Annotated in this window: 13 protein-coding genes; 1 reads left to right on the plus strand and 12 read right to left on the minus strand. The window is 43.2% G+C overall.

Annotation, left to right across the window (positions count from 1 at the left end; genetic code table 11):
- Positions 1-759: 759 nt before the first annotated feature.
- Positions 760-2,121 carry a molybdopterin-dependent oxidoreductase gene (locus tag ASD24_RS06880; protein WP_056693535.1) on the plus strand — a complete coding sequence of 454 codons (1,362 nt, stop codon included), beginning with the start codon at positions 760-762 and terminating at the stop codon, positions 2,119-2,121.
- Positions 2,122-2,339: 218 nt separating this feature from the next.
- Here ASD24_RS06880 and ligA read toward each other — a convergent pair whose 3' ends face one another.
- From ligA to ASD24_RS06940, 12 genes are all read right to left on the minus strand, one after another.
- Complete coding sequence (gene ligA, locus ASD24_RS06885) at positions 2,340-4,352, minus strand: NAD-dependent DNA ligase LigA (RefSeq protein WP_056693540.1); 2,013 nt, start codon at positions 4,350-4,352, stop codon at positions 2,340-2,342.
- A gap of 141 nt (positions 4,353-4,493) precedes the next feature.
- Positions 4,494-6,854 carry a DNA helicase PcrA gene (pcrA, locus tag ASD24_RS06890; protein ID WP_056693543.1) on the minus strand — a complete coding sequence of 787 codons (2,361 nt, stop codon included), beginning with the start codon at positions 6,852-6,854 and terminating at the stop codon, positions 4,494-4,496.
- A 440-nt stretch (positions 6,855-7,294) separates the two neighbouring features.
- The gene (locus ASD24_RS06895; RefSeq protein WP_397339557.1) at positions 7,295-7,981 is read right to left on the minus strand and encodes a heptaprenylglyceryl phosphate synthase; all 687 of its coding nucleotides are present in this window, start codon (positions 7,979-7,981) and stop codon (positions 7,295-7,297) included.
- 183 nt (positions 7,982-8,164) lie between these two features.
- Complete coding sequence (locus tag ASD24_RS06900; protein WP_056693549.1) at positions 8,165-9,040, minus strand: phosphatidylinositol-specific phospholipase C/glycerophosphodiester phosphodiesterase family protein; 876 nt, start codon at positions 9,038-9,040, stop codon at positions 8,165-8,167.
- A 187-nt stretch (positions 9,041-9,227) separates the two neighbouring features.
- Positions 9,228-10,628, minus strand: a complete 1,401-nt coding sequence (locus ASD24_RS06905; protein ID WP_056693552.1) for an undecaprenyl-phosphate glucose phosphotransferase — start codon at positions 10,626-10,628, stop codon at positions 9,228-9,230.
- Positions 10,625-11,614 carry a glycosyltransferase family 2 protein gene (locus ASD24_RS06910; RefSeq protein WP_082560314.1) on the minus strand — a complete coding sequence of 330 codons (990 nt, stop codon included), beginning with the start codon at positions 11,612-11,614 and terminating at the stop codon, positions 10,625-10,627. Before ASD24_RS06910 ends, ASD24_RS06905 begins: the two co-directional genes overlap by 4 nt.
- A 93-nt stretch (positions 11,615-11,707) precedes the next feature.
- Positions 11,708-12,646, minus strand: coding sequence for a glycosyltransferase family 2 protein (locus ASD24_RS06915; RefSeq protein ID WP_235540439.1), 939 nt, complete (start codon positions 12,644-12,646; stop codon positions 11,708-11,710).
- 83 nt (positions 12,647-12,729) lie between these two features.
- Complete coding sequence (rfbD, locus tag ASD24_RS06920) at positions 12,730-13,605, minus strand: dTDP-4-dehydrorhamnose reductase (RefSeq protein WP_056693558.1); 876 nt, start codon at positions 13,603-13,605, stop codon at positions 12,730-12,732.
- A complete protein-coding gene (gene rfbB / locus ASD24_RS06925; protein ID WP_056693561.1) occupies positions 13,605-14,627 on the minus strand; it encodes a dTDP-glucose 4,6-dehydratase in 1,023 nt (340 codons plus the stop codon). Before rfbB ends, rfbD begins: the two co-directional genes overlap by 1 nt.
- Before the next feature lie 14 nt (positions 14,628-14,641).
- Entirely contained in the window at positions 14,642-15,205 is a 564-nt protein-coding gene (rfbC, locus tag ASD24_RS06930) for a dTDP-4-dehydrorhamnose 3,5-epimerase (RefSeq protein WP_056693565.1), read from the minus strand.
- 22 nt (positions 15,206-15,227) lie between these two features.
- Entirely contained in the window at positions 15,228-15,971 is a 744-nt protein-coding gene (locus ASD24_RS06935; RefSeq protein ID WP_056693569.1) for a sugar phosphate nucleotidyltransferase, read from the minus strand.
- Positions 15,968-16,855 carry a glycosyltransferase family 1 protein gene (locus ASD24_RS06940; protein ID WP_162248930.1) on the minus strand — a complete coding sequence of 296 codons (888 nt, stop codon included), beginning with the start codon at positions 16,853-16,855 and terminating at the stop codon, positions 15,968-15,970. Before ASD24_RS06940 ends, ASD24_RS06935 begins: the two co-directional genes overlap by 4 nt.
- Positions 16,856-16,923 lie beyond the last annotated feature (68 nt).

Below are 16,923 nucleotides of genomic sequence, written 5' to 3' on the forward strand. Positions count from 1 at the left end.
GCATGTATTAGGCATGCCGCCAGCGTTCGTCCTGAGCCAGGATCAAACTCTCCAATAAAGTATTGAAAAGAGCGATTAGCTCATTTTGAATCTGACGATTCATTGTAAAACAAAAGTTACTTTCCATTTGTTCAGTTTTCAAGGAACTTGTTGTCCGATATTGTAATAACCTTCAACCGGACAGGAATTATATCTTATCATGTCGCTTGACATGATGTCAATCTTTTTTTTCCGTCGGCGTTCGAATGTTTTCAACATTTCAACGTCCGAAGCGACAAGAAATAATATATCATGCCCACATTTATTTAGCAAGCACTTTTTGAATTAAAATTAGGTTTATTCATATAACAACTGATTTAACTAGTTCGTATCTTTATATTTAGATCAATCGGCTTACGTATCTATCAGAGGATTGTAGAAAATCCCCGTTTTTTGGCATCCATGCGATATAACAGTCCATGATTATACTTGTTATTCTCCACACTGTAATCACTATCACTCGCCTAATTTGTTCTCTTTTCAATTAGCTCTCATGTTTGTTCTACGTCCGCGAGTTAATATCTCTGGCGAACTACAATTCAACGTCCATTTTCTCCGTTGAGAGTATTTGAAGAAAGTGATCCAAAGCTTCTATAATAAAGTATATAAAAATGAATATGATGATTGCTCTTAACAGGGTTACGGTCACTATTTAGTCGCTTTTTAATTTATAGAAGAACATGAATGGCTTACGAATTGAATTAAGTGAGGTGATTGCATTTGAATCAATGGCTGAAGAGTATGCGCAAGGGGTATGGCAAAAAACTGGTCTCCATCCACGCTTGGAATGCTTGGATTGTAGTCATCCTTGCCATTACTGGCTTGATGTTAGTTGGAGGCTTTTGGCGAGAGTTACTGGGCATTGGTCGTGTATGGTTGAAATGGATTCACATTATTGTTGGTCTGGCCATGCTAGCGCCTGTCGTATATTACTTGATCTTGGCAGGTAAGCACTGGAAGCAGCTTCGAAATAGGCCATGGCAACGGGTAAACACAATTGTAGTTCTGGTACTATTGGTCGGCTGGCTGATCTCAGGCATTGTGTTATGGCAGTTCAAACTTGCCGGTCCGAAGATGTCCAATGCTGCACTACTCACTCATGATCTATTAACCTGGGTCGGACTACCCTATATTATCTACCATTCCATTACCCGCACTAAATGGTTGAAGGACCCTGCACGTAGGGCGGTACGTACCAGAACGAGTTCACCGGTTCAGGATGGGATCAATTCAGGCTCACCTGTCCCTTCAGATCAAGACACTTATGTAGCATCAACATCTTCCTCCGATTCGAGAATAACGTCTAGAGACGAACTATTAAATGATACCGATAAACCTCAACCATTATATACGCGACGGGCTTTCATACGCTCAGCTGTTGGTCTTGGACTTACCGTTACGCTTGGACCTACATTTGTATCCTGGATTGGACGTAATATAAATATGAAAAACAGCATCGATTCTATGTTGGAGAATGACCCCAATCGCATGGTACCTTTACCTCAACCCATGTCTGCTTCTTCCCCTCCAATCGGAGGAGGCGCAGAGGGACATTTCAGAGTGTATACGGTAACTCCGATTCCTTCTTTCACCAACGAGAACTGGTCATTCCGGATTGATGGATTAGTTGAAAGAGGGCAGATCTGGAACTGGGAACAGTTTGTGAAGCTCACGCGTACGGTTCAGGTCAGCGACTTCCACTGTGTTACGGGTTGGTCTGTTTACAAAAACACCTGGGAAGGAATCACTCTCAAACAGTTACTGGCTCAAGCCGGCGTGAAACCCGAAGCGCATAGCGTCAAGTTTTATTCGGGAGACGGCGTGTATACTGATGCGATCACGTTAGAACAAGCTCAAATGGATGATATTATAATTGCTGTCATGCATGATGGTAAACCTATTCCAGCAGATCTGGGTGGCCCGGTTCGCTTGGTTATCCCTCAAATGTATGCTTATAAATCAGTGAAATGGCTCAATCGCATCGAACTGATTGACAGTGAGCATATTGGATACTGGGAAGAGCGTGGATATGATAAGGATGCATGGCTCCCGGGGTCAAAGACACGAACTTCTAGCCTTTAATCTTCTGTCACAGACAGTGAACATAAGTTGTTCTGCGATCTTTGGTTTTAAAAGTACCGTTGCTCATCCACTTTAGGGTTTACCTATAATAAAAAAAGACCGATTAGCACATTAGCGTGCCATTCGGTCTTTTTTAGTGTATTATTACTAGCCTGTTCCAGCATTTTACTTATAACGTCATAAGCTGATAATCAGCGGCTTCTGTTCAAATCATTTATTTATAGATTCAACAGACGAACCAATTCATCCTCATCCTCAATTGTAGGAATACCTAGATCATGAGCCTTAGCCAGCTTACTGCCCGCCTTCTCTCCCGCAATGACAAGGTCTGTCTTTTTCGACACACTACCTGTCACTTTTGCACCCAGAGCCTCAAGCCTTTGTGTGGCTTCATCTCGCGTCAATTGATGTAACGTCCCAGTAAGGACAACGGTTTTGCCACTGAAGAAGGAATCCTCCACAACGGCTGCAGGCGCTTCCGGCGCTTGTGCTCTCACACCTAGATTCAACATTTTCTCAATAGCTGCCTGAGTGAACGGATCAGCGAAGAAATTGACGATACTCTCAGCTACTATACCGCCTACATCAGGAAGCTCAATAAGCTCCTCTACGGTTGCATTCATGATCGCATGCAGATCACGATAATGATCGGCCAGCATACGTGTCGTTGATTTGCCCGTGTTAGGAATACCTAGTGAGTACAGGAATGATGCAAGATCACGGTCTTTACTCTGCTCCAGTGCTGCCAGCAGGTTACTTGCCTTCTTCTCACCAAAACGCTCAAGCTTCACTAGATCATCAAATTGTAACGTATATAGATCCGCTGGCTCACGTACATTCAGTTCATCATACAGCTGGATGGCCGTCTTCTCACTGAACGTCTCGATATCCATAGCATCGCGCGAAGCAAAATGTGAAATTCGAGCTACAGTCTGTGGCTTGCACGCCGTCTTGTTATTACAGAATAAATGCGCTCCCCGTTGCTCTAATGGAAAACCACATGCTGGGCATTGTTCTGGATATACAATCTCTTCGCCGTCGCTCTCCTCCGTCACTTTACCGAGGATCTCAGGAATAACATCATTAGAACGGCGGATAAAGACTCTTGCGCCCAATGCAAACTTTAGATTTTTCCGTTCAATGTCACCCACATTGTTCAACGTACAATTCTGTACAGTAACTCCTGCAAGTTCAACAGGCTCCACACGCGCCAGTGGCGTGACTTTCCCAGTGCGTCCAACATTCCAATCTACAGCCTTTAGAACAGTCGTTGTCTCTTCTGCCTCGAACTTATAAGCGACTGCCCAGCGTGGGAATTTATCTGTGTACCCCAGTACCTCACGGGTACGCATATCCGTAAGTTTGATAACTGCTCCATCAATCAGATAATCCAACTGTCCACGATTTTCCTGAATGGCAGCCAGTTGCTCAATCACATCATCGAACTCCTGGAAATAAGTCATGGATGGATTCACTTTGAACCGATTTTCTCTGAGGAAATCCATCATCTCCTGATGTGTGGAGAACTGAACGTTATCTGAGTATCCAATATTATAAAAATAGGCATTCAGACGACGCTCTGCTGTTGTCTTAGGATTCAGGTTACGGAGTGCTCCTGCTGCTGCGTTGCGTGCATTTTTGAGCGGCTCTGCTGCAGTCTCATTGTATCTATTCAAGACAGAAAGATTCATGATTCCTTCTCCTTGAACTTCAAGGGTACCATCGGTATAAGGAATTTTAAGCGGTACAGACTTTATCGTTCGAACCTGAGCCAAAATCCCTTCCCCTACGGAGCCGTTACCCCGTGTAGAAGCTTGTACCAATTCTCCGTTAGTATAAGTCAGATTCAAGGTTAGACCATCAAATTTCAGCTCGATGACATAGCCTGGCTCTGGCAAAGGTTTATCTGGATTTTTGGTATTATAATCGTTCACTAACTTCAATACACGTGTATGCCAATTTCGAAGCTGTTCAATGTTCTGAGCTTTGTCCAAGCTCCACAATGGGGATAGATGTCGATGTGGTGTAAAACCTTTGAGCAATTCTCCACCGACCCGCTGTGTCGGAGAGTCCGGCAATACTATACCACTCTCTTGCTCCAGTGAGACCAGTTCGTCATACAAAAGATCATATTCCTTATCGCTGATCTGTGGCTGATCCATCGTATAGTATTGATAGTTATGTTGGTTCAGCTCAGTTACGAGTTGCTCCATCCGGTTCATTGGGTCCATACAGGGCCATCCCTCCGTTATATTAATCTTAACTCAAACTTTATGTGATTTTATGCCAAATATATATGTAGAACGAACGCCAGAGCATGGCTCCGCGTTCGCTCTTGAATCCATTTCGTAACTCACTAACCTCTTATAGACTTATTCTACTTTGGTAATTGGTGCAAAACCAGCAAGCAGACGCTTCACCCCTACGGGTGCCGGGAATGCAATCTGCAGCTCGGTATCATTACCGCTGCCTTTTACCGCAACAATTGTACCTGTTCCCCACTTGCCGTGCTGCACTTTATCCCCTGCTTTGAAACCTGATTCACTATTCGAAGCCGCAGGCTTGGAGGCAGATGATGGCGTAGCATATGTTGAATGAGATGTACTTGTAGTTACACGGGAAGTTGGTGTGGATGCACTAGCGGAAGAACCGCTCCGGCTTTGATGTTCAAACAGCTTAGCCGCATTACCACCACCAAAGTTACTTCCCCCGCTGGAGCCTAGTCCACGCCCACCATAAGATCCCCCTGTATTCGTGCCACGACGATAACGGTCACGTGCGATAGAGGTATCTTCTTTTAGCTCATCCGGAATTTCGTCTAAGAAGCGGGACGGCGGATTTGCCGTTGTACGCCCAAACAATGTCCGCATCTGAGCACATGACAGGAACAACTGCTCTTCCGCACGTGTAATACCTACATAAGCAAGGCGGCGTTCTTCCTCCAACTCTTCATTATCCATGAAAGCTCGGCTATGCGGGAAGACACCTTCTTCCATACCCACGATAAAGACAACCGGGAACTCTAAACCTTTGGCACTGTGCATCGTCATCAGGGTCACCGCATCGCTCTGTTCCTCTTCGTCATCGTTCATGCTGTCAATGTCCGCAATTAAGGCGAGATCGGTAAGGAATGATACGAGCGTTTTGTCTTCATTATTTTTCTCAAACTCCATCGTTACGGACAGGAACTCGTCAATATTCTCCAGTCGTGCACGTGATTCGAGTGTATTTTCATTTTGCATCTCAATACGATACTGACTCATCTCCAGAATTTTCTCCGTCAGTTCAGTTACCGACAGATACTCTACCATCTGGTGTAATGCAGCGATCATATCATAGAACTCCACTAGCGCATTGCGCGTCCGCCCTGCAAAACCAAGATCATCCACAACCTGAAGCACTCGGAAAATGGAAATTCCACGCTCACCGGCAGCAGCCGCAAGCTTCGCAACCGTTGTATCCCCAATGCTGCGCTTCGGCACATTAATGATCCGAGTGAGGCTGATATCATCGTCCGGGTTAGATAACAAACGCAGGTAAGCCAAAATGTCCTTGATCTCTTTACGATCATAGAACTTGATGCCGCCCACGATCTGATACGGAATATCTGACTTGATCAGAATTTCCTCTATAACCCGGGACTGGGCATTCGTACGATACAGAATGGCATGGTTCTGATAGGATTTGCCGTTCTTCACATTTTTACTAATCTCGGAGGTTACGAAATAACCTTCATCATGCTCGGAATCAGCACGGTAAACCTTAATCTTCGAACCGCCTTCTTTGTCCGTCCACAGCTTCTTGGGTTTGCGTCCAGTGTTGAGGCCGATCACTTCATTCGCTGCATTCAGGATGTTAGAGGTTGAGCGATAGTTCTGCTCCAACAAAATCGTATTTGCTTCAGGGTAATCTTTCTCGAAGTTCAGGATATTGCTGATATCCGCTCCACGCCAGCGATAGATCGACTGGTCACTATCCCCTACAACGCAGATGCGGTGATGACTGTCAGCAAGCATGCGGCAGAGCATGTATTGTGCACGGTTCGTATCCTGATACTCGTCCACGTGAATGTACTGGAATTTCTTCTGATAAAAGTCGAGAACTTCCGGCACTTCCTTAAAGAGTTGAATGGTCGCCATAATGAGATCGTCGAAGTCGAGCGAGTTATTGGCTCTTAACCGCTTTTGGTACATCGTATATACCTTCGCCACAATCCCCTCAAAATAGTCGCCTGCCTGCTTCTCATATTGCTCAGGACTGATCAGTTCATTCTTAGCTGTGCTCATCATCGCCTGAACCGCTTTGGGTTCGAACTTCTTCGTATCGATATTCTGATCCTTCATGCAGCTACGAATAACAGATAATTGATCGGATGAGTCCAAAATACTGAAGTTAGGTGTAAAACCGATTCGTTCAATGTCACGGCGCAAAATGCGAACACACATAGAGTGAAATGTGGATACCCAGATGTCGCGGCCTTGAGAGCCACCTACGAGTTGGGATACCCGATCCTGCATCTCCCGGGCTGCTTTGTTCGTAAAGGTAATTGCCAAAATACCCCAAGGGGGTGCTTTTCGTGTTGCGATAAGGTAGGCAATCCGGTGCGTAAGCACTCGAGTCTTACCACTTCCCGCTCCAGCCATAATCAGCAACGGGCCATCCGTCGCCTCGACGGCTTGTCTCTGTGGAGTGTTAAGCCGTGCAACGGCATCATGTATATTAATAGGTTGCATGCATGCATGCTCCTTCCATTAGTTGATCATATAAGAAAGCCAGGGGTTACACTTTCCACTCCGAGTGCAGTAGCATCTTTCGATCGTCGTTATCCCCAGATTTTTTGATTCCCTTCTTGAAAGGGAAAATCCGGAGATAAATACGAGCACTTCGTTCTCTAGATCGCTTCTGCACTCTCTGTTCGGGTGTAAACATCGTATCCTTATATTTTGGTATTAGGCAAAAATAACGAGAAAACTGTAGTAACTTTTCAGTTTAAAAGAGGGACACTTCGTTTCTCACATCGCTCCTAAAATCTGCATTTCTGTCAGAAACATAAATCGCAAATACAATTATTTACAGAGGTGAACCCCTGAATGCGATAATACTAAGTTATAAGGGCAAAGTTCTATTTTAACAGATTCAAAGGGGGATGTGGGGGATTGGTAAACTAAACCACTTAAACCGATTGTTTCACAGCCTGTACAGTTTCCAGCGCCTTCTGTAGATCACTATAAATGATGTTTCCTACAACGACCGTATCGGCAACTTGAGCTGCTTGTTCCGCTCTATCGCAACTATCAATTCCACCGCCATAGATAAGATGCGCCTGATCCAGTTGCCTGTGTATGTCGCCGACAAGTTCCATGTCGCCAAATGTACCGCTGTACTCCATGTAAATGATAGGCAGGTGAAGCAATCGCTCTGCAGCCTGGGCATAGGCAACGGCAGCCTCTGTCGTTAACTCAGTATCCGCTCCGGTCATTCGTGCCACGGTGGAGTTCGCATGAAGCACAATGTACCCTTCAGCAATGAGCAGATCCCAAGGAATTAGATAACCATAACGCTCTATCGCCTGCTGGTGCTGTCCAATCATCCATTTACTATCCGTCGCATTAAGTACAATGGGAATGAGATACCCGTCAAATCCAGGGACGACTGCCTCCAGATCGGACACTTCAAGCACACACGGCAGCTCATAACGACGAATACGAGACATGAGGTCTACGGTGTTGTCATACGTTATCCCTGAAGACCCCCCCACGATGATCGCATCCGTTCCAGACATACATACCTTGTCCAATGCTTCATCTGATATTTCTCGATCCTGATCGAGCTTAAATACATGTCTCCACTGCTTAATCATGTCTATCAACGAACATTCCTCCAGAGGTTCTTCTCTATCCTATTGAAGCTTATAAACTCAGTCTAAGTCAGCAGGGAGTGAGTGTCAATGTTCGCATAAAAAGGGGAACAAAAAATTACAGACTCTCCCCGCATATTCAGGAGTAACCTGTAATTTTTAATAAGAAAATCGATCAACCATCAATTAGGGTCTCCAGGCAAATCTCGTGTTCATCTGCTCCATTTCTTGTTCGGTCAAGATATCGGAGTAGACGCCGTACACGCCCCATTTCTCATAGCTCGCGACTTGATCTGTATCATTGATGGTGTGTACATAGGTAACCGCTCCAGCCTTGTTCAGCTTGGCGACGAAGTTTTGATTCACCTTATATTCAGGCATCGTTACTGCATCAATATCATTCTTTTGCACAAAATCGACAACCTGAGCCTCTGTATCCTGGGTAGCATATAACGTATAGATAATGGAAGGAAATGCATAGACCTCTTTAACCGTTTGCAACATCGGTTCGTTATAGATCTGGACTACGATGCGATCAAGCACTTCCGAATCATATTTCTTACCAGCATCAACTAAGGATTGTAGAACCTGCTTAATATCTTTGTCCTTCTGCTCCTTGGTGTCTGTCACAATGTACATGTCTGGGTAATGAGCGAGTACGTCCACGATACCTTCTGCATCCATCGGTTGATACATGCCCAGAATTGGCGTATTCATAAATTCATCATATGTTAATCGCTCTGCCTGCTTCTCTTCCGGAAGCTCTTCATCCTGTCCTAGCATTTTGCTCATATTCGCTGTCCATTCATGTCTAGCTACTGTTTTGCGATCAGATGTCAGCATAAAATCAATCTCAAACACACGTGTGCCTTTCTCGTAATTGGCGATCATCGCCTCGTAAGCATTGGTGTAAGGTTGATCCCGGATACTTCCCATGGCATGGGCGATTAAACGATATGCTGTAAAGCCTTCCCGTTGCTCCTCGCTCTGACTATCATAGGCAAAAAAGAGCATACCTACGGTAACAAGAAGTAATGTAAGAACTGCAGCGATGCGTTTCATAGGGCATTCACTTCCTTAAGTGAGTGATAGTATAGATGATTGAGCAGATTGATTACCTCGATTAGGATTGTGTGCATCACGCGGATGCACAATTGCTTTTTGATAACTAACTACCCTGATATGAGAGGTATCAAACAAAAAAGCCGCCCGTAGGCGACTGTTAAATGAAGGAATGCAGTTGTGAATGTTAATAGGCGTTCTTGAGACCATTACGGATCGTTTTCCATATGATTTTGATATCAAATAATAAAGACCAATTCTCAATATAAAAGATGTCCTGTTCAATTCGATCCTTGATGGAGGTATCTCCTCTTAATCCTTTGCACTGTGCTAATCCTGTTATTCCCGGGCGAACGTGATGTTTAATCATGTATTTAGGGATTTCATCCTTGAATTGATTAACATAATAAGGTCGTTCTGGCCTTGGGCCAACTACACTCATATGACCTAGTAATACGTTGAAAAATTGAGGTAATTCATCCAGGCTGGTGCGTCTTATAAATGTTCCAAATACCGTTCGGCGCGGATCATCTTTAGTTGACCACCCCGTGTCCACCACGTCCTCAGGAACCACTTTCATTGAACGAAATTTATACATCATAAAGTTGCGACGGTTGAGCCCCACACGCTCTTGCTTGAAAATTATGGGACCAGAAGAAGTCATTCTCACCCCTATTGCAACTGCCAGCATCACTGGAGACGTTAACAAGATGGCGAAAAGGGAGAACAAAATGTCGAAGGCACGCTTCATTAAGCGGTTAACAGCGATGTCCAATGGAATGTCTCTAACGTTAATCATGGGCATTCCAGCAAAATTGTCAAAGTATGGACGAGCCGGAAGATAATCAAAAAAGTCTGGTATGATAAGTGTTCGCACACCCGCCTTTTCGCACACATTGATGATATGTGAATATCTGTCGTGTGCATCCAAAGGCAAAGCCAAGATAACTTCATCAACAAGATGAGTGGATAAGAACTCCTCTAGTTGATCGACTCTTCCTATGATAGGTTTATATCTTCCTTCTTCGGTTCGATCCCAGCGGCGATAATCATCTAGAAAACCCGTAACTTCATATCCAAGCTCGGGATAGTTGCGAAGGTTGTCATAGAACCTTTGACCGAGTGAACCTGCACCGAGAATAAGAACAAATTGCCGGTTAAAGCCTTTTTTACGCAATCTCTTCAGCTGTACCTTTACAACATATCGATAAAACAGTGTAAACAATACATTTCCAATCATATACATAGCAAGATAAGCACGGGAAATGTTGATCTCCTTAAAGAAAAACATTAGGCTCATTAGCATGAAAAAAGCTATACCATGAGATTGAACAAGTCTCCATACTTCGTCTGCAAAGCGCTTTTTTCGCTTGGGTGTGTATAAAGAAGATAGTACACCCACACATATCGCAAGCACTCCGTAAGCAAGACTCCAGATCATATATTTTTCGATAGGTAGCGAATTTTGATTCGTTAATAAATCACTTTCAAACTTCACCCACCATGCTAACAAAAACGAACACTGGATCACACCAAAGTCAGCTGCAATATACATTTGAGTTAAAAACCGTTGATTGCGCCGAATCATACGTTCACCTCAGTTGATGCTTCTTTCTCCGCTCTGACACGGGGTACAGAGTTCCCTTTCCGATTGGAAGGAGATAGCTTACTGCTCAGCAAAGATAGTGTGAATTTGAGCGAAATCCCTAACCAGACACTGGCATTCATATATACACTGTACTTCCTTGCATAGTGCTTGCGGTGAAATACCCACATCGCTCTATGAAACTCATACGTAATTTTCAAAGGTTTACGACGTGCACTTCCACCCTTATAGTGCACAATATATGTACGCGGATAATAATAAATGCCCCATCCTGCCTCTTTGATCCGATAACACCAGTCAATATCTTCACCATACATGAAGAAGGTTTCGTCCAAGCCACCCACTTGTTCAATGGTCTCACGTCTTACAAGCATGAACGCACCAACAAGACAGTCTACAGGATACTCATCATCTGGGCTTAGATGTCCCAGTTGATATTGATTGTACTTCGGTCGATCAGGAAACAGACGAGAAATACCAAATGCATAATAAAATGATGCAGACGGTGTAGGGAACCCTCTCTTACAAGCTTTATCTAGTGAACCATCAGGAAGAATAACTTTGCAACCAGACGCCCCCATCTCGGGATGACGATCCATGAAACCAACCATAATCTCCAGCGTATTTGTCTGCACGACCGTGTCGGAATTAAGCAGTAATATATAACGCCCCTCGGCAATGTCCATTCCTTGATTATTGGCAACAGCAAAACCTGTATTGTCCCTATTCGCTATTAACTTTACTGCTGGATATCCTCTTCGAATCGCTTCCACGGATCCATCATGCGATGCATTATCAACGACAATGATTTCGTATTGAAAGGAAGTAAGGGATTCATATACGGATGCCAAACAATCTAGCGTTAGTTCGCGTGTATTGTAGTTAACGATGATAATGCTAACATCAAAATCATATTTTCTATTTTTTTTTAATTCTCCTCTTAATAGAGGGTCTACTATTTCAACCATTTTATAAAACTCCTGACTTTGTAATGCTGTGTTCAGCTATTAAAAGTATAGCATACTATGGAAGAAGAGAGGGAACCCAAGACCGGAGATAACTTATACCTTCTTCAAGACATATATGAGTTTAAGAACAGCGTTATCGAGAGTAGATTGGCGGTAAAAAGGCATCTTGATCGCGTATATTATACGATTGATCCATGAAGCGTTTAATTGATATAAGAACTGCTGTAAGTCCTTTTGTTGCTGAGCAGATAACTGATCTTTATAAAGATGCATAAACAATTGTGCTTGTTTACTTAGTATAAAGTGATTATTACCTTTCATGAAGCGAACCCATCTGTTCTTCCATTTCATGATCCAGCTCTCATTGCTACCTCCCAGTACGTTCCCCTGATGCTGGCGATACAAAATAGTCGGTTCTTCATCAAATATTACTTCTCCAAATGCACTAACAAAAAGATATATCCACCAATCGTGCATGATAACCTTAGTTAGATCAGCTGGAATGTTTCCCCTAACCCTCTCAAATGTAATTTGGTTCAAAATCATCGTACACCCAACGCAACGATTTTCAACCACAGCATTATACATACTTAATGGTTTAGATGGGAGGGTTGGCCACACATTTAGATTATTCAAGTCCTGGTCTACCATTTGTGTAGAGGAACAATACATCAATGGTATGTTCGATTGTCTCAATTTCAGCTTTTTTGCTGCCCGAATGAGTTTGTCCGGCTTCCACACATCGTCCTGATCACAAAATGCATAAAAATCGTATACAGGCTTCGTTTGACGCATCAGCTCAAAAAAACTTCCGATTACGCCCAGGTTCTTTCCTACATTAACTTGGATCTGATCAGGATATACGTTGCCATACTCGATCAATTTTTGAACAGTTCCGTCAGAGGATCCGTCATCCCTAATATGAATCCGGAAATCTACATCATGTTGTGACAAAAGGCTTTCGATCTGTTCATCAATGTATGGTGCTCCGTTATATGTAGAAAGCATAATGCATACTGTAGGTTTATTCACGCGTCACCTCAATATCTGAATTTTCTTTATTATATACGAAAACTCCCGCCCATAAGTAATAGAGCGAGAGTTACATTGTGCTATTATGGCTGTTCATTCTTCGATAATAAGCGAATAAATTCACGCAGACCCTCTCGCCATGGCGGAAGATCAACCAGCTCATTCGTTCGAATCGATAGATGATCCATTACAGAATTACGCGGTCTCGGAGCTGGTCTAGGAAATTGTTCTGTTGTACAGGGCTCTAAATGTGCTTGAATGGAAAAATATTCACTCCCCCGAGCTTCCTCAAAGATAGCTTGGGTGAATTCATACCACGTACAAGTACCACTGTTGGAAGCATGGTATACTCCATATTTTTCTGTTTGCATCAATTGTATCAGGAAGTTTGCCAAATCTGCGGTATATGTGGGTGAACCTTTTTGATCATGTACTACCTGTAGCTTCGGCTTCTCTCGCGCCAACTTCAGCATCGTTTTGACAAAGTTATTCCCGTATATGCCGTAGACCCAAGAAGTACGTACAACAAACCATTTGGTTGACAAAGATTGTACTAGTAATTCTCCTGCTCGTTTGGACTTTCCATACACACTTTGTGGATTAGTGTCATCGTATTCCTGATAAGGGATTGCAGAATTGCCATCAAATACATAATCAGTACTGATATAGATGAGTTTGGCTCCAACTTTTTCTGCTGCAACAGCAACATTTCGTGTTCCCACAGCATTCACCTTATATGCACCATCGACATCCGTCTCTGCAGCATCTACGGCTGTATAAGCTGCACAATGTATGACCGCTTCAGGATGATAGGAGGAAATAACGTCATTACACTGTGCCTGATTGGTTATATCCATCTGATTCCGATCACAAGCAAGAACAGAATGCCCCTCCCTCTCCAAAAGAAGAACGACATCCCGACCCAGTTGTCCATTTGCTCCTGTAACCAAGATCTTCATTAATTCATGTCTCCCAATCGAGAGCCATATTGTTTGGCATAGTACTGTTGGTACACTCCAGATTGGATGCGGGTCCACCACTCCTGGTTATCGAGGTACCAATGGATAGTCTCCTTGATCCCGGTTTCAAACGTATGCTTTGATTTCCAGCCTAGTTCAGACATTGTTTTGGCCGGATCAATGCCATATCTGCGGTCATGCCCAGGCCGGTCTTGCACGTATTTGATTAAGGAATCCGGCTTGCCGAGTTGCTCCAAAATGGTTTTCACGATGTGCACGTTAGTTCGTTCATTATTACCACCAATGTTATATACTTCTCCGTTACGTCCTTGATGAATGACCAGATCAATGGCACTGCAGTGGTCTTCAACATAGAGCCAGTCCCGGATGTTCAATCCATCTCCATATACAGGTAGAGTCTTATCAGCAAGGGCATGGGAGATCATAAGTGGGATTAGCTTCTCGGGGAATTGATAAGGACCATAGTTATTAGAACAACGTGTGATATTTACCGGAAGACCAAAAGTCTCATGGTAAGCCCGCACAAGCAAATCCCCACCTGCTTTGGATGCGGAATAAGGACTGTTTGGCTGCAACGGTGTCTCCTCTGTAAATAGACCTGTAGGACCAAGTGAACCGTATACTTCATCCGTTGATACTTGAACGAATTTAGTAATATGATGTTTTTTAGCCGCTTCAAGCAGTGCTAGAGTACCGTTAACATTCGTTCGAACAAACACATCTGGCTCCAAAATACTTCGATCCACGTGAGATTCTGCTGCAAAGTTAACAACAATGTCTACACCTTGACTAATTAAGCGATCCATCTCGGCAGCATCTGTAATGTCTGCTTTGACAAAGGTATGACGTGTGTTGTTTTCAAGTGATTTTAGATTTTCTAAATTACCGGCATACGTCAACGCATCCACATTAATAATCTCATAATCAGGATGCTGATCCAACATATACATCACAAAATTACTTCCAATAAAGCCGGCTCCGCCGGTAACGAGCAGTTTCATAATGTCGAAACCTCCTAATCACTCACTCCGAAATTGAAATTGATCTCTGCATCCTGAAGTAAAGGATGCCTTTGATCCTTATCTGACAAAATTGGACTAGATGTAGGCCAATAAATTCCAAGAGCCGGGTCACTCCATAATATGCCGCGATCCTGCTCCGGGGAATAGTATTCGTCCACTTTGTACAAGACTTGGGTGTTTGGTACCAGAGTGCAGAAGCCATGCGCAAATCCTTTGGGAACTAGTAACTGACGGTGATTATGCTCACTCAGGATGAAACCTTCCCATTGTCCAAAGGTGGGCGATCCATGTCGAATGTCTATAATAACATCATAGATTGCACCTGAGATAACCCGAATTAACTTGGTTTGCGCTTTGGGATTAAGTTGGTAGTGCAGTCCACGCAACACACCTGCCTGAGCAGATAGGGATTGGTTATCCTGAATAAACTGATATTTAATCCCTTGTTGATTCATGAGCTGTTCATTGTAACTTTCCATAAAAAAACCCCGGTGATCACCATGAACCACCGGTTCAATCAAACATGCGCCTGTCAGCTTGGAAGGAGTGATTTTCATTTATCCCGCCATCCCTTCTCTTCTATAACTTTAACTTCCCGAACTCATCTCCGAATACAATATCCCTCGCTAATTCATTAGCTCTTGCCAAAGATGCATGGGTTCCTGCATCAGTCCACCAACCCGTAAGTATATCGTAAGTAAGATTCCCTTGTTCAATATATGCATTGTTCACGTCTGTGATTTCCAACTCACCTCTTGCAGAAGGCTTTAAAGTCTTGATGATCTTGAAGACTTCGCTATCAAACATATATATGCCTGTTACTGCATATTTGCTTTTGGGCTCCTGCGGTTTTTCTTCAATGGATACGATTCGATTGCCATCCAATTCGGGTACCCCGAAGCGGTGAGGATCAGTGACTTCTTGAATCAGAATTTTAGCTCCACTTTGTTGTTTCTCAAAATTTTGCACATAAGGAGTTATATCGTCTACGAAGACGTTGTCACCCAGTATTACAATCATTTGATCATTGCCTGCGAATTGTTCTGCCAACCCAAGTGCTTGGGCGATTCCTCCTGCTTCATCTTGAACTCGATATGTGAAAGAAACACCTATATCGCTTCCGCTACCCAGGAGATTAACGACGTCCCCCATATGATCTTTACCGGTAATTAGCATGATGTCAGTTAGGCCAGCTTGTTTTAGTTTAAATGCGGAATGAAAGATCATTGGATACTTCCCTACAGGAAGCAAGTGCTTATTAGTTACCTTAGTTAAAGGAAAAAGGCGGGATCCTGTCCCGCCAGCAAGAATTATAGCTTTCATCGTTGAACTCCTTCCAGAATCCCAGTAATTTGACTACATCTTTCTTTCCAGGTGTTGCTTTCTAAGAAATGCCTTGCTTCCTTATGTGAGTGCAACTTTATCTTGTCACTTCTTACTTTTTTTATAAAATCAATAAATTCTGACTCTTCAGAGTAAAGATAAACAAAAGGCTTAAACTTTTGCATCTCCTGGTAATCGATGGTCAGTATCGGTTTATTAAAATGAATATATTCATATATTTTAACCGGATCCACAGCTCGAACAAGTTCGTTTAACACAAAAGGCATAACCAAAGCATCTGCTGTTTGAGCATAGCTCGACAATTGATCATGCCTCACAGTTCCCGCGCATTGAATACGTGGATGTGACGGAACTTTAGTTTCTGCTGGACCCACCAGTGTAAACATACAATCAGGAATTTTTTCGAGCACAAGCAGCATCATATCAAAATCCATCCATTCTCCAATCGTACCGATGTACATCAGATTCAACAACTCTGGGGAAGGGTTAGTTTTGATAGATTGAATATCGGAAATTTGTCCATTCAATACAGATCTGCTGATTCCGTTATTAACAACCACCGGTTCGTTGCCCATATATTCATGATAAGAACTTATCATTCTTTTCTTTAAATATTCTGACGAAGTGATGATTTGGTTAGCCCTTTTCACTAGACGTATCTCTAAATTTCTCAGCCTGCTTAGGTTACGATTTTCTGAATAAAATCCTAGAAAATCATCCATACAATCATAGATCACGACCTGGTCCTTTAACTGATCTAAAGGTATAAAATCCAAAAGGAGGGGGGATGTGATCCATATATAATCATACTGCTTTAGAGATTGGTTTACTAATCGATTCATTAACCCTTCCATTTTTCTCAACACATTAAACCTTCCGGACATCGGCAGTTTCTTGAGCGTATGCATGGTTGACATAGAGTACACATTCC

This window comes from Paenibacillus sp. Root52 (assembly GCF_001426865.1).
Lineage (GTDB): Bacteria > Bacillota > Bacilli > Paenibacillales > Paenibacillaceae > Paenibacillus.

Bases quoted from the DNA above. Each gene is read 5' to 3' on its own strand.
- ASD24_RS06935 (WP_056693569.1), bottom strand. From the start codon at position 15,971: ATGAAAGCTATAATTCTTGCTGGCGGGACAGGATCCCGCCTTTTTCCT.
- ASD24_RS06900 (WP_056693549.1), bottom strand. From the start codon at position 9,040: ATGAAACGCATCGCTGCAGTTCTTACATTACTTCTTGTTACCGTAGGT.
- ligA (WP_056693540.1), bottom strand. From the start codon at position 4,352: ATGGACCCAATGAACCGGATGGAGCAACTCGTAACTGAGCTGAACCAA.
- rfbD (WP_056693558.1), bottom strand. From the start codon at position 13,605: ATGAAGATCTTGGTTACAGGAGCAAATGGACAACTGGGTCGGGATGTC.
- ASD24_RS06910 (WP_082560314.1), bottom strand. From the start codon at position 11,614: ATGGTTGAAATAGTAGACCCTCTATTAAGAGGAGAATTAAAAAAAAAT.
- rfbC (WP_056693565.1), bottom strand. From the start codon at position 15,205: ATGAAAATCACTCCTTCCAAGCTGACAGGCGCATGTTTGATTGAACCG.
- pcrA (WP_056693543.1), bottom strand. From the start codon at position 6,854: ATGCAACCTATTAATATACATGATGCCGTTGCACGGCTTAACACTCCA.
- ASD24_RS06905 (WP_056693552.1), bottom strand. From the start codon at position 10,628: ATGATTCGGCGCAATCAACGGTTTTTAACTCAAATGTATATTGCAGCT.
- ASD24_RS06895 (WP_397339557.1), bottom strand. From the start codon at position 7,981: ATGATTAAGCAGTGGAGACATGTATTTAAGCTCGATCAGGATCGAGAA.
- rfbB (WP_056693561.1), bottom strand. From the start codon at position 14,627: ATGAAACTGCTCGTTACCGGCGGAGCCGGCTTTATTGGAAGTAATTTT.